Consider the following 24,832-nt stretch of genomic DNA (forward strand, 5'->3'; position numbering starts at 1 on the left):
GAGGTTTTTAACCTTTGTTCATGGCTTCATATTTATGATATTGTTTCTTCATCTCCGTCATCAATTCATCAAGCTGAATAAACGAGTGATATTGAGTCGGTTTCGTTAAAATAAACGCCATTCGCTCCGCCCAATTGATCGGTTCGGCGGGAAAATGCTTTGTTTCAAGCACAGTCCAGTCGAGTGATGTGACCCGCTCCCCTGCCGTCCAGTGAAAAGCGGCAATCAGACAGGCAATTCCCTTCAGCATGTCATTTTGATCACATCTCGATTTTCTTGTTTGAAAAACGGGAAGCAGCGTTTCTTTCGTTTCATTCCAAATCTGAAACAGAAACGGGACATATTCGCCCCTTTCCCTCCATGGCTGCACGGTTGGCTGACCGCTGAAATCCATATACAGCGGATGGCGGCGCAGCGCCGTTTTGATCTCGAGGCTTTCCAAGTCCGTAAGGCTGCGCAGGTATGTTTCATAGCCTGCCAGAATGTCAATCGCCGTCACCGTTTCACCAGCCCTTTTTTGTCACGCTTCTGCCCTTCTCTGCATAGCGGAAGCAAAGGACATTCCGCACAGCGGGGAGATTGCGCTTTACAATGATACCTGCCGAAAAATATTAATCTGTGATGCGTAACAGACCAATCCTCTTTCGGCACTTTTTTCATTAATGTTTTCTCTACTTCCAAAACAGAGTCCTTCCAGCGGCAGATACCGAGCCGTTTAGAGACCCGCTCCACATGAGTGTCTACTGCGATCGCAGGTACGCCGAAAGCAACAGACACGACCACATTTGCCGTTTTCCGTCCGACACCCGGCAGATTCACAAGCTCATCCCGGTCTTTCGGCACTTCTCCGCCGTACTCTTCGATGATCATTTTGCTCAGCTTTTGAATATTTTTGGCTTTATTACGGTACAGGCCGATTGATTTAATATCTTGCTGGAGTTCTTCCAGCGATACGGCAAGATAATCTTCGGGCCGTTTATATTTTTGAAATAGCGTTTTTGTCACTCTGTTGACGAGAGCATCCGTACATTGCGCGGATAATGCGACTGCCACAACCAATTCGAAAGGATTTGAATGGACAAGTTCACATTCTGCGTGCGGAAACATATCGCCGATTTTTTCAAGACAATATTCAATTTGCTTTAAATTTAACACGTTTCTCCCCTTCTCATGTTATTGTTCCAGCCAATTGTAAAAAGGCACCTGCCTCGTATACTCTTTTTGCGGATCATTTTGTTTTGTTTGAACACGCCGGAATTTTTGGCTGTGCGCCTTTGCCTGCTCAACCGTTTTGAAGCCGTTCTTTTTCCATTCAAATAAAATACGGTCAATATAGCGAAAACTGAGTTTCCCCGATAAAACGGCTTCTTTTAAGGCGTGTTTAATCAGAATCGCATCATGCTGATCCTGGTCCTGCCATATGGCCAGCGTCTCGCATTCAAGCGGCGACAGCGGTCTTCCGAACTCTTCTTCAAAGATGGTATACAGGCTTTTTTGTTCTCTTTCTGACGTTCTTTCCTGCGTTTCGTTTTGTGAATGCTGCATGTAATCATACAGCTTCGCCCATAACGGCTGCAGAGAATATTTTTCAAACTTTATGCCGTTATGGTCTTCACATTCTTCAATAAACAGAAAACCTTTTTGAATAAACATTCTCAGGCAGCTTGTACATTCTTCAGCAGAGATGGACATGCCTGACTGAAGTTCAAACGGCGTCGGAAAATAAGAGCCCTTTTCCAAATGCATTTTAATCTTCAAAAGCAGGATCAATTCGGTTTCATTCAGCCCGAGCTGCCGGTAATGTGTCAGCAGCAGGTTGGGAATGCTTGAAATGCCGAGTTCCTGCATATCTATAAATTGCTGTTTTTTCATCCTTACACCTCTTACTGTAAAAGGTTATCTCCGGGAGCTTTCCCCTTTACTTAGAAAAAGTCTCCCTTGCAGGAGACTTCGTTTTTTAAAACTATTACGGATACAGACGGTTCAGAAGTCTCGGGAACGGAATCGTTTCACGCACGTGAGGCGCTCCGCTGATCCAAGCCACTGTCCGCTCAAGTCCGAGGCCGAAGCCGGAGTGCGGAACAGAACCGTATTGTCTGAGTTCAGCATACCATTTGTAAGCATCTGAATCCAGACCGTGTTCTTTTAATCTTTCTTCCAATAAATCCATATCATGAACGCGTTCTGAACCGCCGATGATTTCCCCGTAGCCTTCCGGAGCGATTAAGTCGGCACATAACACGACATCGTCACGATCTTTGGCAGGCTGCATATAAAACGGTTTTAATGACGTCGGGTAATGAGTGATAAACACCGGTTTGTCATAGCTTTCTGCGATCGCTGTTTCATGCGGCGCACCGAAGTCATCTCCCCACTCAATATCGTCAAAGCCTTTTTCTTTCAGGAATTCGATCGCTTTATCGTACGTAATGCGCGGGAATGGCGCTTTGATTTGTTCAAGCTTCGATGTGTCTCTACCTAATGTGTTCAGCTCGATCTTACAATGTTCCAGCACACTTTGTACGATGTATGCAACATAATTCTCCTGAACTTCAAGGTTTTCTTCAAATTCAACAAATGCCATTTCAGGCTCAATCATCCAGAATTCGATGAGATGGCGTTTCGTTTTCGATTTTTCCGCTCTGAACGTCGGTCCGAAAGAGAATACTTTTCCGAGCGCCATTGCAGCTGCTTCCATATACAGCTGGCCGCTTTGAGACAAGAAGGCGTCTTCATCAAAATATTTCGTCGCGAACAGCTCAGTCGTGCCTTCCGGAGCGCTTCCCGTCAAAATCGGCGGATCAACTTTCACGAAGCCTTCTTTGTTGAAAAATTCATAAGTCGCACGGATGATTTCGTTGCGGATTTTCATAATTGCGTGCTGGCGTTTCGAACGGAGCCATAAATGTCTGTGATCCATTAAGAATTCCGTACCGTGCTCTTTAGGCGTAATCGGATAATCAGTCGCTTCGTGAATGACTTCAATGGATGTAACAGCAAGCTCATAGCCAAGCGGTGAACGCTCGTCCTCTTTCACAATTCCTTTTACATAAAGTGACGTTTCCTGCGTCACTGATTTCGCGATTTGGAAGATGTCTTCTTCTACTTCAGCTTTGACGACAACTCCCTGAATGAAGCCGGTACCGTCTCTCAGCTGTAAAAATGCGATTTTACCGCTTGAGCGTTTATTAGCGACCCAAGCTCCAATCATTACTTCCTCGCCTGTGTGTTTATACACTTGGTTGATTGTTGTTTTCAAACTCTTTCCCTCCAGAACAAGAAAGACATTCAGGAATCTGCCTGAATCTCTTTTTTCATCACTTTATTATACCCGTTCTACTCTAACGGGGTCAATGCAAGTGAAAAGCGGCTTTAAAAGCCGCTTTTTCAGAATCAGCTGTGTTTTTCTGTGAAGCGGCGGATTCTTTCGACCGCTTCTTCTAAAAGATCGAGTGACGTTGCGTAAGATAAACGGACGTTGTCCGGTGAGCCGAAGCCCGAGCCCGGCACGACGGCGACTTTTTCTTCTTCCAGAAGCGCCTTGACGTATTCATCGACATCTTTGAATCCGCAGTTTTCTGCGGCCGCTTTGGCGTTAGGGAACAAGTAAAACGCCCCTTCAGGTTTGACACAGGTGAATCCGGGAATCTCACTGAGCTGAGCGTAAATGGTGTTCAGTCTGTGCTCAAATGCCTGTCTCATCTCTTCCAGCGGCTCAGCCGGACCGTTATAGGCCGCAATAGCGCCGTATTGAGCGATAGACGTCGGATTTGATGTGCTGTGGCTCGCAAGGCTCGTCATCGCTTTAATAATCGTCTCCGAACCCGCCGCATAGCCGATCCTCCAGCCCGTCATGCTGTGAGATTTGGACACGCCGTTAATGATGATCGTCTGCTCTTTCAATTCATCTGAAAGCTGTGCGATTGAGACGTGTTTTTTTCCTCCGTATGTAAGCTTCTCATAAATCTCGTCGGAAACGATCAGAATGCCATGCTCCAGACACACTTTTCCGAGTTCCGCAAGCTCTTCTTTCGTATACATAACACCTGTCGGGTTGCTCGGTGAATTGATAATGAGCGCTTTTGTTTTCTCGGTGATAGCCTGCTTCAGCTGCTCCGGTGAAATTTTAAACTGATTGGATTCCAGCCCTTCTGCATAGACGGGACGCCCCCCTGCCAGTTTCACCTGCTCAGGGTAGCTGACCCAGTAAGGAGTCGGTATAATCACTTCGTCCCCTTCATCGAGAATAACCTGAAATAATGTATACAGAGCGTGTTTCGCTCCGGTGCAGACAATGATTTCTGACGGCTTATATTCAATCCCCTGGTCGTTTTTGAATTTTTTTGCGATACTGTCTTTCAGCGCCGGCAGACCGCCTGAAGGCGTATATTTCGTATGGCCTTCATTCATGGAACGCACCGCGGCATCTATAATGTGCTGAGGCGTATTAAAATCCGGTTCTCCTGCTCCGAGGCCGATGACATCATGGCCTTCTGCTTTCAGCTCTTTCGCTTTTGCAGTAATTGCAAGTGTTGCAGACGGTGTTAATGCGGATACTCTTTTTGCCAATTTCAACTTGAACTCCCCCTAATACGTCTCACGGTGTGATGTTTTTGAGAATCTTGCCGCTTGTAAAGTCCACATAACTAAAGCTATACTGCCCGCTTTTGTTGATATAGGTCACTTCCCATAACGGAACATTGTTTTCTCTCGCCGGGTGAACGCCATTCAGCTTGGAAACAAGCCCTTCGTGCCGGACGATCTTGGCAGCCTTGCCGCTTGAAATGCCGTCACTGGCTTTTTTTGAGAGAATTTTTGCTTTTTTGTCGGCCGGAACCCATACATACATATCTTTTCCATGTTTATCCGTTCCGGTAACAACATAATATTTCTGTTTGCCGACAAAGGTCTCCACTTTCTCAGCATCTGTCAGATCCGTTTTTTCTTTAGCGGCTGCGGCAGCTGTGTCGTGGCCTTCTTCTTTTTGGGCCATTGCAGATTTAAAAATGCTGGCCGAAAATAAAAGAACTGCTAAAAAAATAATACCAAATACGGCTGTAAATATTAATGCTTTTTTTCTCATCTTTTTCACCTATGTGCGATAAATGGTGAAGACCGCTTCATTTTGATTTTCTTCGTCGAGCGCAAGCCCGAACATCAGATTGTCCCGTTTCAAAGTCCGGTTTAAAGTATCGACGATTTTATATAAATCATCTGAATGCTCCACATTAATCGTTGACAGAATTTCAATTTTGCTTTCCATTTTTATACCCTCCATCGGTCGAACAAATTTTGTTAGTCATAACGGGATGCGCCCGCGGCATAATAAAATCACAAGGCGGCATGAACCCGCTTTTACTATAAAAACAATTCCTCATCCCACACCACGAAAGCCGCGATTATGCGGCTTTTATTCCGTTTGGCTGACATAAGCCCCGAGTTCGGCATCAGTCAGCTCCAAAAGGGATGAAGTCGGGAGCGCTTCAAGAAACAGCCGTCCGTATCCCGCCGTCTTTACACGCTGATCTAAAAGAACGATTGTTCCTTTGTCTCCCGCCGTACGGAGCAGGCGCCCGATCCCCTGTCTGAACGTTAACACGGCCTCAGGCAGGGAAATCGTCTGAAACGGATTTTTCCCCTGCTTCTTGGCAAATTCGCATTTTGCGGCATGAAGCGGATTGTCAGGCGCCCTGAAAGGAAGTCTTGCGATCATGACGGTTGACAATTCATCCCCCGGAAAATCAACGCCTTCCCAGAAATGATTTGTCCCGAGTAAAATCGCCCGGCTTGCCGTTTTAAAGGTTTTCATTAATTTACCGGGACTCCCGCCCGAAATACCTTGGGCGAGAAGCTGAATGCCTGATATCTCCATACTGAGTTTCAGTTCCTGATACACTTTTTTCAGCATATCATGAGACGTAAACAGGACAAGGATCTTCGGCTGTTTTCCCTTTGACATGATTTCTGCATACTTGGCAATATGCTCAATGACTTCCCGCTCTCCGTCATATTTAACGGATTTCATCTCTTTCGGAATGATGACGTTCATCTGATCATCGTAAGAAAAAGGAGACGGGATGCTTTTGGTGCGCGGATAAAAATCCGCAAGTCCGAGCCTTTCAATCATAAATTGAAAAGAATGCTCCACCATTAAGGTCGCTGATGTGAGCACAACGCTTTTTTTGCGGGCGAAAAACTGGTCTGCCAGCATTTCACCGGGCTCCAAAGGCTGCGCATAGATGCTGACGGCATTTTTTGCGCCCTTCGCGTCAATTTCAACCCAAACGGCTTCTTTCTCATCATTTTCAAACAGCAGCCTGCTGAACGTATCGCGATATTCTTTCAGCCCCCTGATACACTTTACATATTCGGCCGCTAAAAAAGCCGCTCCGCTTTTCATCTGATCAAGCTTTTGATGTAACAGTTTCTCTTGTACTGAAAACATGTCAAGCAGCTGATCCAGCATCGCACAAAGCCGCTCCGCTCCGTCCGTTATCATGTGAAACCCTTTATCCTGGCTTTTATGATTGAGACTATAGACGAGACGGTTCGAATCGTCTTTAGGTTTTCTTCGTTTGACAAAAGAATGCACTGAACTGAAAAATGCGTCGCTTTCCGATTGAATATGCTTCATCCACTCATCGGCGTCAAAAAAACTTTCCGCCGGCAGTTCATACGTATAAAACAGTTTTCTCATCCGCTTTAACAGTCCGTGTTCCTTTAAGGTGCCGATTCGGCTGAGCTTTGTGTGCAGTCCGATGTATGAAGCTCTCTTCCCCAGGTGCTCGCTGGCGGCGCGTTCGAAATGATGCGCTTCATCAATGATGACCGTTCCGCTTGCAGGCAGTTTTTTCGTTTCACTGCTTTGATCTGAAAACAGCAAAGCATGGTTTGTGATAATCAGATCTGCGGCCTGCGCCTTTTCTTTAGCCCGTTCATAAAACCCGGCAGCCGAGTCCTTCCCTTTTTTAAAAAAAGAATTCTCATCGTAAGCCATGCGCTCCCACAGCAATCTGCCGCCTGATGGAAGATTCAGCTCAGCGGCGTCGCCAGTTTCAGTCTCCGTCAGCCAGACGAGAAGCTGCGCTTTCGTCAAAACCGCATCATAGTTGTCATCTTCCTCATGCAGAATATGTTCAAACTTAGGCAGGCACAGATAATGTGATTTCCCTTTTAAAATAGCGGCTTTGACCGGCCAAGGAAATATACGCTCCAAAAGCGGAAGATCTTTAGACATGATCTGCTGCTGCAGAAGAGTAGAGTACGTGCTGATAATCACGGGAGTTTGTTCCGCTTTGGCAAATAAAACAGCCGGAACGAGATAACCGATCGTTTTTCCGATGCCGGGTGCCGCTTCAATCAGCGCATGCTCCCGATTGCGGAAGGCGCCAAGCACTTCATCCATCATCGAAAGCTGCCCTTTCCGCTTTTCATAGCGGGGGATGATGCCGGATAAGATCTGTTCTTTTTCTTCGTTCCACTTTTCAAGGTCAATGTCCGCATTCACCGCACGGGAAACCGGAATGTGATCGGGCTCTTTAATCGAAAAAGAGGCGTATGGAATGCAGCTCTTTTCTTCCGCCGGCCTGCTTTCATGTATAAAAGAATCCAAAAGCAGCGTCAAATCGCTGATAAAATGCTGTGAAAGCCTTCTAAGCTGCTTTAATGTCGGTAAAGGCAAATGTTTCAGTTTATGTAAAATGTCTAAAAAGACCAGTCCCGTAACCTCCGCATCGCTGTCTGCGCGGTGAGGTCGGTCATGAACAATATTCAGCTCCGCGCACAACTCACCGAGCTTATATCCTTCAAACCCCGGGAAAACAATACGTGAAAGCTCAACCGTATCAAGCACTTCACAATCCGGCAGCTCATAGCCCGCTTCGCTCAGTTCATGCCGGACAAATCCGAGGTCGAAATGAATATTGTGGGCAACAAAATACGCGCCGTCAAGCAGATGAAAAATCTCCTCCGCGACCGCTTCAAACGGCAGTTCATTTTCAACCATTCCGGACGAAATTCCGGTCAGCTGTTCAATAAACGGCGGGATGGCCTGTTTCGGATTGATATATTTTGAAAACCGCTCAGTTATTTGTCCATTTTCAATGACAACCGCTGCGATTTGAATGATTTTATCGCCCTTTTTCGGCGAATTTCCTGTTGTTTCGACATCTATGACAACGAACCGTTGTTTGTTCATTAAAATGGACACCTCAATTCTTGCATACGAGAAAAGTGTAACACGTTTTGTTGAGAAATGGAGCGGAAAAACAGCTTTTGCCCCTAAATCTTAAAAGAAAACCCCCATGAAGGGGGCTCTTTTACAAAATCGTGTGTGCCGGCTCCTGACCCAGCATCTGCTCGATTTTATTCTGATCATCCAGAACGGCCACCTTCGGCTGATGGCTTTTTGCTTCCTGATCAGACATCATTTGATAAGAAATAATAATGACTTTATCTCCTTCTTGGACGAGACGGGCGGCTGCTCCGTTTAAACAGATGACGCCGCTCCCCCGCTTACCGGGAATAATATACGTTTCAAGTCTCGCTCCGTTATTATTATTCACAATCTGAACTTTTTCATTAGCGAGCATTCCGACGGCATCTAAAAGATCTTCATCAATTGTAATGCTGCCGACATAGTTTAAATTGGCTTCCGTCACGGTAGCACGGTGCAGTTTTCCGGCCATCATAGTGCGGTACATATTATGATCTCTCCCATTCATCAATATCAATAATGATATTATCAATCAGTCTGGCTTTAGAAAATTGGACGGCACAGGCCAGAATGACCTTGCCGTTTAATGTTTTAAGCGGAGTCAGCTCCGGATAAGCGTACAGTTCGGCATAATCAATGACGCCGCTTGTGTTTTCGATGATATCGGTGACGGTTTTTATAACGGTTTCCGGATTTCTTTCACCGTCTCTGATCCGTTCGGCGCCTTGCTGCAATGCTTTATAGATCATCGGCGCTTCTTTGCGTTCCTGCTCAGTCAGATAGACGTTGCGAGAACTTTTGGCAAGTCCGTCTTCTTCTCTGACCGTGTCCACTGCAACCAATTCGATATCCATAAAGAAATCCTCAATCAATCCGTCCACAACCGCTGCCTGCTGGGCATCTTTCAGGCCGAAGTAGGCGCGGGTCGGTTTAACGAGATTGAAAAACTTCGTCAGCACAGTGGCCACTCCGTCAAAATGGCCGACGCGGGAGGCGCCGCACAACACGTCAGTTCTCCTTTTCACTTGCACGGCAACATTTTGCTCGCCTTTGTACATATCACTTGGAGACGGCGTAAACAAAACATCTGCCCCCGCCTGTTCTGCAAGCCGGGCATCGCGCTTTAAATCTCGCGGATATGCTTCGTAATCCTCGCCCGGTCCGAATTGAGTCGGATTGACAAAGATGCTCATCACAACAATATCGTTTTCTTTGCTTGCTTTTTCAACCAGCGTCAGATGTCCTTCATGAAGAAAACCCATTGTCGGGACGAATCCGATCGTCCGGCCTTCTGAGCGGTATTGTGCAATTAATTCTTTCAGCTGTTGAGTTTCTGTCAGTTGTTTCATCGCTTACTTTCCTCCGTACAAGCCTTGCAGCACAGTTTGGTTTATCTGAAAGGAATGCTTTTCTTCCGGGAAAACCCGTTCTTTCACATCACGGACGTAACCGCTGAGGGCCGACTCAATCGTGCCGTCGATTTTGGCGTATTGCTTCACGAACTTCGGTGTTCTGTCCACGCCGTGGCCGACGACGTCATGATAGACAAGGACTTGGCCGTCCGCTTTTGAACCGGCTCCGATTCCGATGACGGGAATGGATACTTCTTCTTTTATTTTAGCAGTCAGTTCAGCAGGCACGCATTCAAGCACGAGCATCATCGCTCCCGCCTGCTCGCATTTGATGCTGTCTTCAATGAGCTTTTTCGCGCTTTGCTCATCTTTTCCCTGCACTTTATATCCGCCTAATACGCCGACAGACTGCGGTGTGAGGCCTAAATGGCTGACGACGGGAATTCCGCCGAGAGTCAGCGCGCGGATGGATTCGAAAACGCCGTCTCCGCCTTCCAGCTTTAACGCGTCCGCGCCGCTTTCCTGAATAATGGCCGCGGCGTTTTTCAATGTATCCTCTTTTGAAAGGTGGTAAGACATAAACGGCATGTCAGTTACGATAAACGTATTTTTCGCACCGCGTTTTACCGCTTTTGTATGGTGAATCATGTCACTGACCGTTACGCCGACTGTTGAATCGAGTCCGAGCACGACCATTCCGAGCGAATCCCCGACTAAAATCATGTCGACTCCCGCCTGTTCCGCAAGCTTTGCCTGCGGATAATCGTAAGCGGTGAGCATCACGATCGGCTCTCCGTTTTCCTTCATTTTCACGAAATCCAGTTTTGTTTTCATTCTGTTTCTCCTCCTCTAAACGGTGAGGAGATGAGCCGCCAATTCTTCGCAAGCAAAAAAGCCTTCTGTAAAATAAGAAGGATTCCCACTTGTTTAACGTTCGGCGAATGTCATCCCTCTGTCCCAGTCCTTTTTTGGATCAAGGCAGACTTTTCGTAATCTCTGTTCTGCTGATCGGGTGCAGTTCATTATGATACTGCCCATAGGAAGTATACCAAATTCACGAGGCTTGTACCAACTAAGATTAATTGAGCTCAATATCGGCAGAATAGATCTTCTTTATACCATCTCTCGTTTCCAAGAGAAGAACTCCCTCATCATCAATGCCGAGCGATTTCCCGTAAAACGTCCCTTGCAGCGTTCTCGCTCTGAGCTCGTTCCCCAGTCCGACCGCATAGCTTTCCCATAGCAGCTTGATCGGTGTAAAGCCGTGGTTCAAGTAATCCTGATAGCGTTTTTCAAAAGTCAGCAGAATCTCTTGTATCAGACCCGCTCTGTCAATTTTCTCGCCGGCTTCCATGCTCAGGCTCGTCGCAATGTTCTGAAGCTCGCCGGGAAAATCGGTTTCCTGCTGGTTCACGTTGATCCCGATCCCGAGAATAACCGAACGGACACGGTCTTCTTCCGCCTGCAGCTCAGTTAAAATCCCGACGGCTTTTTTGCCGTGAATCATTAAATCATTCGGCCATTTAATGGCGGGCTGTACACCTGTAAAAGCCTCGATGGCCTGTACGACCGCAACGGCGGATAACAGGGTGAGCTGCGGCGTTTTTTGCAAAGGAACGTCGGGTCTCAGAATGAGGCTCATCCAAATCCCGTTTCCCTCCTGTGAATGCCATACTCTGGCCATTCTTCCTCTGCCTGCCGTTTGTTTATCGGCGACTACGAGCGTCCCTTCCGGCGCGCCGTCATTGGCAAGTTCATGAGCGGTTTTTTGGGTGGACGGCAGGACGTCCCGGTAATGAAGCTGTTTGCCCAAAACCTCTGTTTTCAGCCCGAAACGGATTTCGGATTCACTGAGTTTCCCCGGTTTTTTAATGAGCCTGTACCCTTTTCGTCTGACCGCCTCAACCTCATAGCCCTCTTTGCGGAGTTCCTCTATATGTTTCCAAACGGCGGTTCTCGAGCAGCCGAGCGCGTCACTTATTTTCTGCCCGGAGATAAAGCCGTCACCCGCCTCAGAAAATAAATCAATTAATCGGGTTCTTAATGTTGATCCCATGATGCGAGCCACTCCTTTATGTCATGTTTTCGGTTAGGGAGCTTCCCTGCCAATACCGCTTCTTCGATCCGGCGAAGTTCTTCGGCCACCCATTTACCCGCGCGGCGGTTTCTGAGCTCCATCAGATCAGCTCCTGAAATGTCGAGGTCTCGAAGGCTTTTGATCGGCAGCTGCTCATACAGGCTCTGAACCTCTTTCAGCTTTTGTTCATCAATCGTCTTATGCTTTTTCAGCATCCCGATTTTAACGGCTGAAAACAGCGCCTCTCCCGCCCGGTACATCGCTTCCGCTTCCAGCTGCGCCGGATAAACGCTTATGATCTGCACCGCTTTTTTTATGACTTTTCCCGGCAGTTTCCATTGTTTTAAAAACGCCTCGGCGCTTTTCGGACAAAGACCGAGAAACAATAACAGCGCCGCCCAGCGTTCTTCGCGTGCATCTAAAGAAGAAAAGGGAAATCCGCTTGCTTCCAGCATTTGCTGCTCATAACCGGAAAGGCCGGGCAGCTCTTGTATCAGACCTGTCTGCACCATCGTTTGAATTGCTTCCTGTGAGAAAGCGCCCTGCAACAGCTTTTCAAACTCGACGGTCTTTCGTTCTACTGATACATGTGCCAAAAGCTCCCTGTCTTTTATGACGGCCTCTCTTGTTTCTTTTTCTAACAGAAAGCCGAGCTGACTCATAAAGCGGACGGCTCTCATCATCCGCAGAGCGTCTTCCCGAAAACGGTCTTCAGGATTACCCACCGTACGGATCAGCTTTTGTCCGATATCATGTGCGCCTCCGAAATAATCAAGCAGCTCTCCTTCGGCAGACATCGCCATCGCGTTAATCGTTAAGTCTCTCCGCTTTAAGTCTTCTGATAAAGAAGTAATGAACCGCACAGCTTCAGGGCGCCGGTAGTCCTTATATTCTGATTCGGCACGAAAAGTGGTGACTTCATAGGTTTCATCTTCCCACAGGACGATGACGGTGCCGTGCTCTTTTCCTACATCGACAGTCCGCTTAAAGAGACGCTCCACCTCATTCGGCGAAGCGCTGGTTGCGATGTCCACATCACCTATTTTTCGTTTCATATAGCTGTCTCTGACGGCTCCCCCGACAAAGTACGCCTGATGGCCCGCCTTCATCAGGTGATGAAGGATGGGGAGGGCTTTGACAAATTCCTGTTCCATAAGATCACTCCGGTCCTGCCAATTCGTCATAAATCCGTTCATACTGACTGACGATTCTTTGCGAAGAAAAGGCGGTCTCCACCATTTTCAGCGCATGATCAGTCAATCGTTTGCTGAGCTGTTTATCTTCTAAAACGGCAAGCGCTTTTTCAGATGCCGCCTGAATATCGCCGACTTCCACCAGAAAACCGCTTACTTGATCTTTAATCACTTCCGGTATTCCGCCGATATTTGTTCCGATGCACGGCACGCCGCAGGCCATCGCCTCCAGAAGTACGAGTCCGAAACTTTCTTTTTCAGACAGAAGAAGCTTAAGATCGCTGATGGAATACAGCTCTTCCACCCTGTCCTGATTTCCGAGGAGCAGCACTTGATCCTGCAGACCGTATTTTTCGACTAGCTGCCAAGCGACGCACTTTTCCGGTCCGTCGCCGACAAGCAGGAGCTTCGCCTTTGTTTTGGCTGCGATATTACGGAAAACGCGGATGACATCTTTAACACGTTTTACCTTTCTGAAGTTCGAGACATGGATGACGACTTTTTCATCCGGCAAAATGCCATGTTTCTCTTTTATACTCTCTGTATTTTTCTTAAGATAAACACGTTCATCAATAAAGTTGTAGATGGTCTCAATTTTTTTATCCGGCTTGATTAAGTCATATGTTTCTCCGGCAAGCGCGGTTGATACCGCCGTCACTCTGTCGGACGCTTCGATGGCAAAACGGATTAAATCTTTTAATGACGGATCATATCCTAAAACGGTGATGTCCGTACCGTGAAGCGTCGTCACGATGCCGATGTCGCGCTTGAGCATCTGTTTGGCAAGATAAGCGCATACCGCATGCGGCAGCGCATAATGCGCGTGAATGATATCAAGATTTTCCCGCGCGGCAACCTCGGCGATTTTGCTCGCCAGCGTAAGGTCATAAGGCGGATATTTAAATACCGCGTATTGGTTGACTTCCACCTCATGAAAATGAATATTCGGATGATATGTATTTAATCTGAACGGGATGCTTGATGTGATGAAATGAACCTGGTGCCCTTTTTCCGCAAGCAGCTTGCCGAGTTCCGTCGCAATAATACCCGAGCCTCCGACACTCGGGTAGCATGTAATCCCTATTTTTAATGGTCTCATTGTCCGCCCCCAAAAACATCATCATTCAAAACGGGAAGCTGTTTTGAAAAGAAGCCTTCGGCATACCCCGTCCCGGCTTCTTTGCCATACAGTTTTTCCCGCGCTTCCACCATTTCGATATAACCGTTGGTCAGCGGTGTGTTCACTGACTGCGCCGTAGGAATAAACTGGCTTTGATAGGCGTGCAGGCTTTCTTTTTTCAGATCGATGGTTTCCGTTATGTCGATTACAAAGTCCGGACGGTGAAACCCGTTGATCATATAATAGTATACGCGCTGAGCCTTATGAGCCGGCAGTTCTTGGTGATCTCTGTATTTATGAATCCCCGCCGAGAACACCGCTTCTTCGACCAAAGCCGCCGCATTGCCGTGGTCAGGATGGCGGTCTTTCGGATAAGGCATGAAAACGGTTTTCGGCCGGCAGGCTCTGATGACACTGACAATCCGGCGGATGCCGTCCTCATTTTTCAAAAGCCCGCGATCGGGAAGCGTAAGCTGGATTCTCTCTTTTACGCCGAGAATTCGGGCCGCCTTTGCCGCTTCTTCTTTTCTTATCCCTACCGTTCCGTTGGATGATAGTTCGGCCTCGGTCAAATCGCATATCACCGCGGTTTTCCCTTGAGCCGTAAATTTTGCGATCGTGCCGCCCATACCGATCTCGACATCATCACTATGGGCGCCGAACGCCAGAATATCAACGTGTTCAGACATTCGGCTCTCCTCCGCGCACAAGATTGCGGAAATCAAATGCCCCGCCGTCCAGCGTCCGGACGAGGATTTCCGCTGTCCCCATATTTGTGGCGAGCGGGATCGCGTATACGTCACACAGCCGGATCAGCGCCGAGACATCCGGTTCATGAGGCTGCGCAGTTAACGGATCGCGCAGAAAAATGACGAGATCCAGGGCATTTGCCGCAATCAATGCGCCGATTTGCTGATCTCCGCCGAGCGGGCCGGATTGAAAACGTTCAACGGACAATCCGGTCGCTTCCTGGATTTTCAGGCCTGTCGTACCTGTCGCGTATAACTCATGATGGCTCAGTATATCTTTATATGCGGTCGTAAACTGAACCATATCCTGCTTTTTTTTATCGTGAGCAATCAAAGCGATTTTCATTTGATGTTCTCCCCCTTGCCGATTCAGTCGATAATATTTTCGAGTCCGTATACAAGCTGGTCGATTTTCATCACTTGCTCCACTGACAGCTTCACTCCTGACATAAAGGAAGCCCGGTTATAGGAGTCATGGCGCAGTTTCAGCGTCTGGCCGTCCATGCCGAACATGACTTCCTGGTGGGCGATAAGGCCCGGCAGACGCACGCTGTGAAGGCGGATGCCGTTTAATTCAGCACCGCGGGCGCCCGGCAGAATTTCTTTTTCATCAGGATGGCCCTGCTGCTTTTCTGTACGGACGCTTGAGATCATTTCCGCTGTTTTCAGCGCCGTTCCGCTCGGGGCATCCAGCTTTTGATCATGATGAAGCTCAATGATTTCTACATCTTCAAAATAGTTGGCGGCCATTTGTGAGAACTTCATCATCAGCACCGCGCCCAATGCAAAGTTCGGAGCGATGATGGCGCCGATTCCTTTTTCTTCAGTCAAGGCTTGAAGCTTCTCTAAATCCGCTTCAGAAAATCCGGTCGTTCCCACAACGGGGCGGACGCCGTGTTCAAGAGCGGCTTTCGTATGTTTTTTGCCGATTTCAGGCGTTGTCAAATCGATCAGCACATCCGGTTTTGTTTCTTGGAAACATGCGCGGATATCCGTATAAATAAGAGCGTCTGAATCAGCTGACATCACTTCCCGCAATGTTTGCTGATCGTATGTATGGTCAATGGCGCCGACAAGCTCAAAATGAGGCGTGCGGACGGCAAGTTTTACGGCCTCCTGGCCCATTCTGCCTCTCGGTCCTGCAATGACGACTTTAATGGTTTCATTTGACATGGTTTCTCCTACTTTCCTTCTTCTTTTCTAGTCCAGCGGTCTTTATCACGTGTATTAAATTTATGCATGACGCGGTTATGAGCTTCCTCCAATGAAATATCAAGAGAGTTGGCGAGGCAGATCAGGACGAACAGCACATCGCCCATTTCCTCTTCCATGCTTTTCTCATTTTCCGTCGTTTTCTTCGGCTTTTCCCCATAATAATGGTTGACTTCTCTTGCAAGTTCGCCCAGTTCTTCCGTGAGACGGGCCATCATGGCAAGCGGGCTGAAATAGCCTTCTTTGAATTGGCCGATATATTCATCGACCTCAGCTTGTAAGTCTTTCATCGTTTTGTCACTCACTGTGCGAATACCTCCTGTCATCTCTTCCATGTTAGCTAATTCAAGTACATTTGACAAATGTTAAAAACGGCAGTTTGCTGTTTTCTTTTGTATCCACTATAATATTTACGCAATCTTATGGAAGGAAAAGGGGTTTGATGCAATGCTTGGAGAAATCAGAATCAAAAACATTTGCTTTATTTTAATCGGCGCCGCTGTTTTTTCATTCGGACTGGTTCACTTTAATATGCAGAACAATTTGGCGGAAGGCGGATTTACCGGCATTACGCTGCTTTTATATGCGTTATTCCACATCAGCCCTTCTATTTCCAACCTGGTATTGAACATTCCTATCTTTTTCATCGGCTGGCGTATGCTCGGCCGGACGATGTTTGTCTATACCCTTATCGGCACCGTCTCTCTTTCCGTTTTTCTGAGTGTTTTTCAGCGCTACGAAATTCATATGCCGCTGTCGCATGATTTAGCGCTGGCCGCCTTATTCGCCGGTGTATTTATCGGCGCGGGTCTCGGCATTATTTTTAAATACGGCGGCACGACGGGCGGGGTCGATATCATCGCCAGGCTGATCAACAAATTTTTCGGAATCCCGATGGGCCGGACGATGTTTGCCTTTGACGCCTGTGTCATTTTGCTTTCTTTGTTTACGTATCTTTCTTACAAGGAAGCGATGTACACGCTTGTAGCCGTTTTTGTCGCTGCGAGATTGATCGATTTTATCCAGGAAGGCGGCTATGCCGCAAAAGGGGCAACGATTATTTCTTCGAAAAACGATTTGATCCAGCAAAAAATCATTGAAGAGATGGAGCGCGGCGTCACCGTTTTAAAAGGACAGGGATCATATACAAAAGAAGACAGGGACGTTCTTTACTGCGTCGTTCCGAAAAACGAAATTGTGCTTTTGAAAAGCGTCATCACTTCCGTTGACCCGCACGCCTTTGTTGCAGTAAGCGACGTTCATGATGTGCTCGGCGAAGGATTTACGCTTGATGAAAATAAAAATCCGATCAGACGATAATAAAAAGGCGGCTTTTGCCGCCTTTACTGTTTGTGTTTCCATTTGACAACCGGTGATTTTTTCTTTTTTAATCGGCGGGCGAATGCCGGACTGACATTGAGCGTCTGTTCGACGAAGCGCTGCGGCGTCAGTGCCAGCCATTGGTTTAAGGAGACGTCTTCGAAACGGTCGCTTTTGAAAATTTCCAGAAAGCGAAGTACGGTGTCACCGGTATTCTGAACATAATGTCCCATTGCAAAAGGAACATATCCTACGTCACCTGCTTGATAGTTAAATGTCCGCGCTCTTCCCTCCGCCGCAAACACCGTCATTTTCGCTTCTCCTGAAAGATAATACTGCCACTCGTCCGTATTCGGATGCCAATGCAATTCTCTCATGCCTCCGGGTTCGACTTCCACGAGAGCTGCGGCAATCGTTTTTGACACCTTAAACGTTTTTGAATCGACAATCTTTACTCTTCCCCCGCTGGTAACAAGGGGCTCCTGCCGGGAAAGCTTGTAGCTGAACGGCTCCAAAACGGTGCCTTCCGGGGAAGAAACTGCTGCCCGCTCAATCTGGGGAGGCGGTTCCAGCTGGAACATGTAACGCTCTTTTTTATGGATGTAAGCCAAATCATATCCGGGAACACCGAAGTTCGCCTCCAGCACGCTGCGCGGGGTATGGGCAAACCAGTCCGTTACTGAAAAGGTGCTGTTTTCTGAAAAAGAGCCGTCATCAAAGACGAGCAAAAACTCACTGCCCTGCTCTAATCCTTGAATGGAATGAGGAATGCCGGAAGGAAAATACCACAGGTCCCCTTCACTTACGTTGTCAATAAAATTCCGCCCATTTTGATCGACCGCAGTTAAACGGACTCCTCCGTTAATCACATATCCCCATTCGGCTTCTTTATGCCAATGAAGCTCCCGCACAGCTCCCGGCTTCAGTCTCATGTTCACCGCCGCGATGTTTTTGGATACCGGCAGTTCCCTGACCGTCACCTCTCTGGACCATCCGCCGTCTTCAAGCCTCATATGCGTATCAGAAAATGAGAATTTCAAGTTTTGAACCGTTCCTGCATCCGTTGAAGGCGGAACGAGCATGTCAGGATTCTGGAAGTCACGCGCGAGGTTTCGCGGTCCTTCGTCAGTCGCCCCTTTTCTGCCTCTGATCGGCTGCGGGAGGTGTTTTGAAGCCAATTGCTGGATGAGTTTTTTCACTGCCTTAGCTCCTTTACAGCAATTTGTGTTTATTTAGACTTAGGATACTCACGCTTTTTCTCTTTCTTTTTTTCCGCTCTGTATTTTCGGTAGCCGACATATGTCAGCGCAGTAATAATGATACCGCCTGTTGTCAGAATGACCCAGAGCAGCGAAGGGTCAGCGTCATCCCGCTCCACCTTGTCAAAAACCCGCTTTAAATCCTGCTGCAGGAGCGTCAGACGCTCAAGCTTTGTTCCTTTTGTCATCTGCTGAAACCCGTCCTGCTCAATCACCTCGATATGTTTCGCCACCGTATCAAGCTGGCCGGCCGACACATCCATTGTCAGGCTGGGATAAATTAAATCATATAATGATATAAATTCATTCCACTTTTCATTGAAATTTTCACTTCCGTTTCCGCTGACATCTTCTTTTAAGGCGCTGAATGTCGCCATAATCGGTCTTTCAAGCGAACCCCACAGCGGATCGGAGTGGTCTTCCATCGCATCCATTACCAACCTGAACTGGGCGGCTGCCCGGATTTTTTCGGTATCTGAGGCGTCTGCCTGTTTCAGAACGCGCACTAAATCATTGAAACCCAGAGTCACCTGCCTGACTTCGGCGCCGCTCAGTGAGTTTACGTGTGTCATTTTTTTCTTAAAGTAGCCAAGCACTTGCAGAGCCTCATCATACTGCGAATGCCGCGTCATTTGGAAAACGGTATCCGAAAGGTCGTTCAGTTCCTTGAGACCGCCCTCATCTTCAGCTTTGGCAGTTGTGATGAAACACATAAGAGCAAGTAAAAGACAGATCGTCAGCTTTCGTTTCATAGAGGTCCCTCCCACTCCTTCTCTTTACAGAATATGAGGAGCGGGACAAGGTTAGACCAAGATTCTATCAGTGTAAGTCAAGCTTTATCCGTCTTTTAGAAATCACCAAATAGTATGCAAGGCCGAGTGAAAATATGCTCAGCCAGAATGTAGCATAGCCGATCTCTTGCATATAGTCATTGAGCATTGAGTAGCGGGGCATCATGCCGAAAAGATAATCAATGACATCATTATGAAGCGTCCAAACAGCGGCAACGGCAAGATGCCTTAACCGGAACCGAAAATACGGGCTGTATAAAACGCCTTGAACGGCCATGGCAAAATGTGAAGCAATCAGCATGTACCCTTCCCAAGGCATCTGCCCCATTTTGACCAGCACAAAGACATTCATTCCGACCGCCCACAGCCCGTATTTTACAAGGGTTACAAGAGCCAGCGCTTCAAACAGCGGCGCGTTTCTTCCCATGAGAAATGCCAGAAGCACGAACAGGAAGAAAAACGTCGCCGTCGGGCTGTCAGGCACAAATATCAGAAATCGGAACGGCGTGTCCGCAAGCTGAGGCACATACCAATAATAGCCGTATACCGTACCGATAAAATTAACGGCAAGAACAAGCAGAAGCATGCCGCGCAACCCTAAAAGATAAGAAATCCACCTCATACCATCAACTCTCAGTCCGTAAAAAGTATGTATTATGCAAAAAAAGCTGACATCCAAGTCAGCTCTTTTCATAAAAGTATATCCTGCTATTGTCTACTTCACAATACGTTATTTCGCTGTCGTTTCAGAAATGAACTTCGCCAGCTGATCAAGCTGTTTGTCATTCCCTTTAAAAATACCGGCTGGCATCTGCCCTTTCCCTTTAACGGCGATTTTTTTAATTTCTTCCGGGCTCAGCCCGTTATCGACCAGGGACGGACCGGCGCTTCCGCCTTGAAGATTATCCCCGTGACAGGAAATACAGCCTTGTTCTTTAAATACCTTATAACCGTCTGATTCAGTATCAATGGCGGCTTCTTTTTTGATTTTCCCTTGCTCCTCCGCCTTCGCCCAGTCATGCGTTGCGACTGACTGCCACGTTAAAAAGACCGTAGCGCAAAGCGCCAAAAGCATCATGCCGACCGCAACCGGACGCTTCCACGGCCTTCTTTCAGACCCCCTGTCGAGAAACGGAGCCAAAAGCAGCGACCCGAAAGCAAGACCCGGTATAATCATCGCGCCGATAACGGTGTAGCTCCCTGCGGCATATTCATATTTTAATAGCTGGTATAAAAATAGAAAATACCAATCCGGCAGCGGAATATACCCTGTATCCGTCGGGTCCGCCACCCGTTCCAAAGGCGGCTCGTGCACAATCGTTAAAACGAGAAATCCGACGAGGAAAACGGCCCCGACCATCCATTCTTTCAGCAGGAAGTTCGGCCAAAACGCCTCTGTCTTTCCAGGATACTCTGAATAGTCTTTCGGTATATTCGGTTTTTTTTCAGCCGGTATCCTTGAATCTCCTACAAACTTCATTCCTTTCCCCCGGTGCATGTCATCCCCTCCCTTTTATATCAGATTTGTATTAAAGCGGTCCTGAAATTCCCTGCTTGCGGATCATGACAAAGTGGGCGCCCATGAGCGCAAACAAAGCGGCAGGGAGAAAAAATACGTGAATCGCAAAAAATCTCGTCAGCGTTTGGGCGCCGACAATATCGTGGTGGCCGGCAAGAAGAGTTTTCACCTGCGCTCCGATCAATGGCGTCGCCTCCGCAATCTGAAGACCTACCTTTGTCGCAAACAGCGCCTTCATATCCCATGGAAGCAGATACCCTGTAAAACCGAGACCGAGCATCACAAAAAAGATCAGAACACCGACGATCCAGTTCAATTCCCGAGGCTTTTTATAAGCTCCCTGAAAGAAAACCCGCAGCGTATGTAAAAACATCATCACAATGACTAAACTTGCACCCCAATGGTGCATACCCCTTACAATCTGCCCGAAAGCGACTTCATTCTGCAAATAATACACAGATTCCCACGCGTTTTTTATATCCGGCACATAATACATCGTTAAAAACATCCCGGACAACACTTGGATAACGGTTACAAAAAACGTCAAACCGCCGAAACAATAGACAAAAGCCGAGAAATGGTGAGCGGGATTTACATGTTCCGGCACTTCATGGTCGGCGATATCCCGCCACATCGGCGTAATATCGAGACGTTCATCCACCCAGTCATAAATTTTGTTCAGCATGTCACCCTTCCCCCCTAGGCTTTGCTTTTCCAAGATACAAAAAGCCGTCCTTTACTTTTTGCTCATAACGGTCAAGAGGCGCGAGCGGCGGCGTGCCCGGAACGTTTGTGCCGTCTTTTTCATACAGCCCGTAATGGCAGGGACAAAAGAACTTGTTCGGATTTTTAGGATCATTGTTCCAGTTTACGGTGCAGCCCAAATGCTTACAGATCGGAGAAAGCGCTATAATTTCATCCCCATGCTTGTAAACCCAGGCTGACCTGGATTCTTCCGATTCGTACCAGGCGTCGACTTGATGAATTTTAAAGTCAAACCGCTTCGGCTCCTTCGTCAGCTCATCCACACTGACAACCTGCACCATTTTTTGATCTCCCGTCGGTTTTAATACCGGGTCCAGTGCAAAACGGACCATGGGCATAAGCGCACTGGCGGCCATAAATCCCCCCACGCCGGTGAGCGCATAGTTTAAAAATTGTCTTCTTGATATATCTTGTTTTCCGCCCATCTCTTCCCCCCCTAAAGATTGACCAAAAATTAACTAAAATAGAAAATAATTCTGAGATTTGACACCCTCATAATATATGAATCTTTCAGCAAGGTCAACAGAGGCAAAACGGGTGTTTTGCGGGATGCCTGGTGTTTTTAAGAATTGTTCCACTTCTGTAACAAAACGTTCAAAATTTCTCCGCACTTGTCATCCGCAATTTTTCTCTTTAAAGAGTCTTTCATATGTTCAAACGGAACGGCAGGTATGTATATGACATCAGACCCTATTTCAGAATCCTTCCATTTTTCGTCTGCCGTCAGGAACAAGGCGTGGCGAAAGTTGGTCATCACCTCGTCTTTGAGTTTTTGAAGCAGGGCGATTTGTGATTGGTCTATATCAACATATGTATAAGAGGGGAATAAATATACCCGTCCCTTCAATTGGCGCTCAAGCTCTTCAGAAAGCAATTGGGTGCTTTCCCCCTGTTCAACGGCCTCTTTTAAGCCTCCTGAAGATGTTATGGAAATTAACGGAATGACAGCGGTATCAATGTAATCCGCAGATTGTAAATAGGCATCGGCATCAGCGGCCCTCCATCTCATGTCTCGTTCCTCCTCTTTACGCAACAAGCCTTGCATATTCTGCAAGGCTGTCATTTATGTGAGCTGATTCAATTGGCGGGAAAGCTTTTCAAATGTTTCTTTGTCGTGGCGGTCCAGCGCCTCGTCGATATCTTTAAGCAGCTTTTCCCGCTGGAAAGTGGAAATGGCATGTTCTAATATTTTTTCGGCCATCCCCTGATCCTGTTTATTTTCAAACAGGTCTTTCGGCAGATGCGGATTTGATTCAAGAACAGCGGCATATTCCGGTGAGCTGTAGGCCGAACGGAAATTCAGCTGGATAAATAAATCCTGCTGTTTATTTAACCGGATGTCGTGAAAAGATTTTTCCGCGTCCGTAGTCATGACATTTTCTTTGTAAAACCTAAACGGCACCTCATCAACGCAATGAGTAGACATGATAATGCCTCGCGGGCAAAATTCGGCTTGTTCTACAAAATGGACTTTTTCCATTAATGAATCATGACTCATTAAATAATTTAAAATCCAGACGCACTCCCGGCGTTTAAGCTGATAATGATTTAAAAACCAACGGATAAAATCCTTTTTTTCATTGACAGAAACAGGGGTCTGCATGTAATTCCCTCCTCTATCGATCGTATAATCTGACATCACTTATACATTCAGCAAGCATGGTCCAAAATCCTGCTTATCTTAAAAATTCATCCTCTATCCGTAAGATTGTTTCTTCAAGCTCTTCGTTTGTTCCATCCATTGAAAGCACTTGTTTTAAAAGCGGCAGCGCTTCTTTCTGGAGACCCTCTTCCAATAAGAAGTGAGCGTATTCATATAAGAAATCCCGATCATCCTGATAATGGAGATACGCAGCTTCGAAGCTTTTTTTCGCTTCAGCGTATTGCTCAAGGCCTGTATAAGCACCCGCCAAATACCAATTGTATTTCGGATCTTCTTCTCCGTAGCCGCGGACTTCCTGAATCAGATCAATAATCTCTTCAAAGCTTTCTTCTTTATGATAGACGGCTAAAAGCGTATGGAGCGCTTCCACGTAACCCGGATCGAGCGCCAGCGCTTCCTGAAGAAGCTTTTTTCCTTCTTCTGCGTTGCCGAGCTTTAACGCCATTTTCGCCGCATAGAGAAAAAGCTCTTTATTGTATTCATCGTAAGTAATACCTTCTTTAGCGGTTTTTAATGCATCTTCATACATGCCTTCTGCCTCGTAGCTTTTTGCAAGCGGCATATAAAGCGATGAATAGGAAGGATCAAGCCCTTTTAAATCAGACAGCTGCTTGATGGCTGTTTTGACCATTCCCGCCTGATAGGCTGTGAACCCGTACCCGAAAATCGTATTCGGTTCTGTATGTTCTGCCGCCGCTTTTTCATACCATGAAATCGCTTCCTCAAATTCACCCGCCGCGCTCAATGACTCAGCCAGCCTCTGATGAACATTTACGCCGCCGATTTCGTGCCGTTCTTTTGCCGTCTCTTCATAGTAAGGAACGGCTTTTGCATATGATCCCTGAGTGAAGTATAATTCCCCCAGAGCGAAATCAATAACAGGTTCATCTTGTAACATCGATTTCGCCTGTAACAGCTTTTGCTCACTTACTTCAAATAAGCCCTGCATCTGATACAGATCAGCCATTAAAAGAAGGCTTTCCGCGTAAGACGGGTCTTCCGGAGAAATTGTCTCCAGCACCTCTAGAGCTTTTTCTTCTTCATCAATATCTATTAACAATTCGGCGTAAAAATTCGTCAGCTCAGACTCATCCGGATAAAGGTCATGCAGATCACTGATCAGCGCTAACGCTTTTTCGGCGTTTCCCCATTCATAGTAGAGCTGGGCTGCAATGGCTTTGTCTTCGTCATGAAGCTGCGTTTCAGCTATCGAAAGCGCTTTTAGTCCCTTTTCGGTTTCACCTGCTTCAACTAATTTTATGGCTTCTTGGATCAATGTATTCAAATCAGACCGGTCCTTTCTTTTCCTATACCTCATCAACCAATGAAAAGGGTTTTTATTCGGGTTATTCTTATCATAATTCAGACAGGGCCTGCCCGCAAATAAGATGCTTCACCCGGCATTATAGTTTATCAGAAAATGCTTAAGAGGAAAACGGCAAAAAAGGGGACGGCATCTTTATACGCAAACAGCGCAATTTGTTCCGGCTGTTTCTGTAACGAAAACGCATTCCCCCTTTCTGTTATTTTCTGTTTAAGACAAGCTATGTCAAAGCCCAAAGTTTTATGACACATGAAGAAAAAAGCCCGAAGAATC

The 24,832-nt window shown here is 47.0% G+C and carries 28 protein-coding genes; 1 reads left to right on the forward strand and 27 read right to left on the reverse strand.

Features of this window, described 5'->3' with window-relative positions; genetic code table 11:
* Positions 1 to 7: 7 nt before the first annotated feature.
* The 18 genes from NQS30_RS15120 to NQS30_RS15205 all read right to left on the reverse strand — a co-directional run bounded on the left by NQS30_RS15120 (position 8) and on the right by NQS30_RS15205 (position 16,223).
* Entirely contained in the window at positions 8 to 499 is a 492-nt protein-coding gene (locus tag NQS30_RS15120; RefSeq protein ID WP_032870046.1) for a YpoC family protein, read from the reverse strand.
* Positions 496 to 1,155: an endonuclease III gene (nth, locus tag NQS30_RS15125; RefSeq protein ID WP_007612187.1), complete on the reverse strand. Its 660-nt coding sequence runs from the start codon at positions 1,153 to 1,155 to the stop codon at positions 496 to 498. Before nth ends, NQS30_RS15120 begins: the two co-directional genes overlap by 4 nt.
* 18 nt (positions 1,156 to 1,173) lie before the next feature.
* A complete protein-coding gene (dnaD, locus tag NQS30_RS15130; RefSeq protein WP_003153516.1) occupies positions 1,174 to 1,872 on the reverse strand; it encodes a DNA replication protein DnaD in 699 nt (232 codons plus the stop codon).
* 94 nt (positions 1,873 to 1,966) lie between these two features.
* Complete coding sequence (asnS, locus tag NQS30_RS15135; protein WP_012117840.1) at positions 1,967 to 3,259, reverse strand: asparagine--tRNA ligase; 1,293 nt, start codon at positions 3,257 to 3,259, stop codon at positions 1,967 to 1,969.
* Between the two features lie 134 nt (positions 3,260 to 3,393).
* The gene (locus NQS30_RS15140; RefSeq protein WP_020955983.1) at positions 3,394 to 4,575 is read right to left on the reverse strand and encodes a pyridoxal phosphate-dependent aminotransferase; all 1,182 of its coding nucleotides are present in this window, start codon (positions 4,573 to 4,575) and stop codon (positions 3,394 to 3,396) included.
* Positions 4,576 to 4,597: 22 nt separating this feature from the next.
* On the reverse strand, positions 4,598 to 5,083 hold the full coding sequence (gene tseB, locus NQS30_RS15145) for a cell wall elongation/penicillin-binding protein regulator TseB (protein ID WP_122504092.1): 486 nt from the start codon (positions 5,081 to 5,083) through the stop codon (positions 4,598 to 4,600).
* Between the two features lie 9 nt (positions 5,084 to 5,092).
* Positions 5,093 to 5,263: a YpmA family protein gene (locus NQS30_RS15150; RefSeq protein ID WP_003153512.1), complete on the reverse strand. Its 171-nt coding sequence runs from the start codon at positions 5,261 to 5,263 to the stop codon at positions 5,093 to 5,095.
* A 147-nt stretch (positions 5,264 to 5,410) separates the two neighbouring features.
* The gene (gene dinG / locus NQS30_RS15155; protein WP_218791276.1) at positions 5,411 to 8,197 is read right to left on the reverse strand and encodes an ATP-dependent DNA helicase DinG; all 2,787 of its coding nucleotides are present in this window, start codon (positions 8,195 to 8,197) and stop codon (positions 5,411 to 5,413) included.
* 121 nt (positions 8,198 to 8,318) lie between these two features.
* A complete protein-coding gene (panD, locus tag NQS30_RS15160; RefSeq protein WP_003153510.1) occupies positions 8,319 to 8,702 on the reverse strand; it encodes an aspartate 1-decarboxylase in 384 nt (127 codons plus the stop codon).
* Position 8,703: 1 nt separating this feature from the next.
* On the reverse strand, positions 8,704 to 9,564 hold the full coding sequence (gene panC / locus NQS30_RS15165) for a pantoate--beta-alanine ligase (protein ID WP_069007169.1): 861 nt from the start codon (positions 9,562 to 9,564) through the stop codon (positions 8,704 to 8,706).
* 3 nt (positions 9,565 to 9,567) lie between these two features.
* Positions 9,568 to 10,401 carry a 3-methyl-2-oxobutanoate hydroxymethyltransferase gene (gene panB, locus NQS30_RS15170; RefSeq protein ID WP_012117845.1) on the reverse strand — a complete coding sequence of 278 codons (834 nt, stop codon included), beginning with the start codon at positions 10,399 to 10,401 and terminating at the stop codon, positions 9,568 to 9,570.
* A gap of 244 nt (positions 10,402 to 10,645) precedes the next feature.
* A complete protein-coding gene (locus tag NQS30_RS15175; RefSeq protein WP_069007168.1) occupies positions 10,646 to 11,623 on the reverse strand; it encodes a biotin--[acetyl-CoA-carboxylase] ligase in 978 nt (325 codons plus the stop codon).
* Positions 11,608 to 12,798: a CCA tRNA nucleotidyltransferase gene (locus NQS30_RS15180; RefSeq protein WP_059368453.1), complete on the reverse strand. Its 1,191-nt coding sequence runs from the start codon at positions 12,796 to 12,798 to the stop codon at positions 11,608 to 11,610. Before NQS30_RS15180 ends, NQS30_RS15175 begins: the two co-directional genes overlap by 16 nt.
* A gap of 4 nt (positions 12,799 to 12,802) precedes the next feature.
* Positions 12,803 to 13,936 carry an N-acetyl-alpha-D-glucosaminyl L-malate synthase BshA gene (gene bshA / locus NQS30_RS15185; RefSeq protein WP_015240093.1) on the reverse strand — a complete coding sequence of 378 codons (1,134 nt, stop codon included), beginning with the start codon at positions 13,934 to 13,936 and terminating at the stop codon, positions 12,803 to 12,805.
* Positions 13,933 to 14,646: a bacillithiol biosynthesis deacetylase BshB1 gene (gene bshB1 / locus NQS30_RS15190; protein WP_015240094.1), complete on the reverse strand. Its 714-nt coding sequence runs from the start codon at positions 14,644 to 14,646 to the stop codon at positions 13,933 to 13,935. The genes bshA and bshB1 overlap by 4 nt, the downstream gene beginning before the upstream one ends.
* Positions 14,639 to 15,052 carry a methylglyoxal synthase gene (gene mgsA / locus NQS30_RS15195; RefSeq protein ID WP_003153499.1) on the reverse strand — a complete coding sequence of 138 codons (414 nt, stop codon included), beginning with the start codon at positions 15,050 to 15,052 and terminating at the stop codon, positions 14,639 to 14,641. Before mgsA ends, bshB1 begins: the two co-directional genes overlap by 8 nt.
* A 23-nt stretch (positions 15,053 to 15,075) precedes the next feature.
* The gene (gene dapB / locus NQS30_RS15200) at positions 15,076 to 15,879 is read right to left on the reverse strand and encodes a 4-hydroxy-tetrahydrodipicolinate reductase (protein WP_015240095.1); all 804 of its coding nucleotides are present in this window, start codon (positions 15,877 to 15,879) and stop codon (positions 15,076 to 15,078) included.
* An 8-nt stretch (positions 15,880 to 15,887) separates the two neighbouring features.
* Entirely contained in the window at positions 15,888 to 16,223 is a 336-nt protein-coding gene (locus NQS30_RS15205) for a nucleotide pyrophosphohydrolase (protein WP_003153495.1), read from the reverse strand.
* 142 nt (positions 16,224 to 16,365) lie between these two features.
* Here NQS30_RS15205 and NQS30_RS15210 point away from each other — a divergent pair, with 142 nt between their 5' ends.
* A complete protein-coding gene (locus NQS30_RS15210) occupies positions 16,366 to 17,238 on the forward strand; it encodes a YitT family protein (protein ID WP_003153493.1) in 873 nt (290 codons plus the stop codon).
* A gap of 23 nt (positions 17,239 to 17,261) precedes the next feature.
* On the opposite strand, the gene NQS30_RS15215 is transcribed toward NQS30_RS15210, so the two are convergent.
* The 9 genes from NQS30_RS15215 to NQS30_RS15255 form a co-directional block, all read right to left on the reverse strand.
* A complete protein-coding gene (locus NQS30_RS15215; RefSeq protein ID WP_218791277.1) occupies positions 17,262 to 18,437 on the reverse strand; it encodes an oxalate decarboxylase family bicupin in 1,176 nt (391 codons plus the stop codon).
* A gap of 29 nt (positions 18,438 to 18,466) precedes the next feature.
* Positions 18,467 to 19,249 (reverse strand): sporulation protein YpjB, encoded by a 783-nt coding sequence (gene ypjB / locus NQS30_RS15220; protein WP_007612217.1) that lies wholly within the window; start codon positions 19,247 to 19,249, stop codon positions 18,467 to 18,469.
* 67 nt (positions 19,250 to 19,316) lie between these two features.
* Positions 19,317 to 19,910 carry a lipoprotein heptaprenylglyceryl N-acetyltransferase LhaT gene (gene lhaT / locus NQS30_RS15225; protein ID WP_015240097.1) on the reverse strand — a complete coding sequence of 198 codons (594 nt, stop codon included), beginning with the start codon at positions 19,908 to 19,910 and terminating at the stop codon, positions 19,317 to 19,319.
* Between the two features lie 108 nt (positions 19,911 to 20,018).
* A complete protein-coding gene (locus NQS30_RS15230; RefSeq protein WP_007409471.1) occupies positions 20,019 to 20,786 on the reverse strand; it encodes a menaquinol-cytochrome c reductase cytochrome b/c subunit in 768 nt (255 codons plus the stop codon).
* A 31-nt stretch (positions 20,787 to 20,817) separates the two neighbouring features.
* Complete coding sequence (qcrB, locus tag NQS30_RS15235; protein WP_003153485.1) at positions 20,818 to 21,492, reverse strand: menaquinol-cytochrome c reductase cytochrome b subunit; 675 nt, start codon at positions 21,490 to 21,492, stop codon at positions 20,818 to 20,820.
* Position 21,493: 1 nt separating this feature from the next.
* Positions 21,494 to 21,997 (reverse strand): Rieske (2Fe-2S) protein, encoded by a 504-nt coding sequence (locus NQS30_RS15240; RefSeq protein ID WP_003153484.1) that lies wholly within the window; start codon positions 21,995 to 21,997, stop codon positions 21,494 to 21,496.
* 137 nt (positions 21,998 to 22,134) lie between these two features.
* Positions 22,135 to 22,581 (reverse strand): YpiF family protein, encoded by a 447-nt coding sequence (locus NQS30_RS15245; protein WP_042635302.1) that lies wholly within the window; start codon positions 22,579 to 22,581, stop codon positions 22,135 to 22,137.
* Between the two features lie 54 nt (positions 22,582 to 22,635).
* Positions 22,636 to 23,175 carry a ReoY family proteolytic degradation factor gene (locus NQS30_RS15250; RefSeq protein ID WP_003153482.1) on the reverse strand — a complete coding sequence of 180 codons (540 nt, stop codon included), beginning with the start codon at positions 23,173 to 23,175 and terminating at the stop codon, positions 22,636 to 22,638.
* A gap of 73 nt (positions 23,176 to 23,248) precedes the next feature.
* Positions 23,249 to 24,520 carry a tetratricopeptide repeat protein gene (locus NQS30_RS15255; protein ID WP_150941287.1) on the reverse strand — a complete coding sequence of 424 codons (1,272 nt, stop codon included), beginning with the start codon at positions 24,518 to 24,520 and terminating at the stop codon, positions 23,249 to 23,251.
* Between the last annotated feature and the right edge of the window lie 312 nt (positions 24,521 to 24,832).

The sequence above is a fragment of the Bacillus sp. B1(2022) genome (genome assembly GCF_040259625.1).
Lineage (GTDB): Bacteria > Bacillota > Bacilli > Bacillales > Bacillaceae > Bacillus > Bacillus velezensis.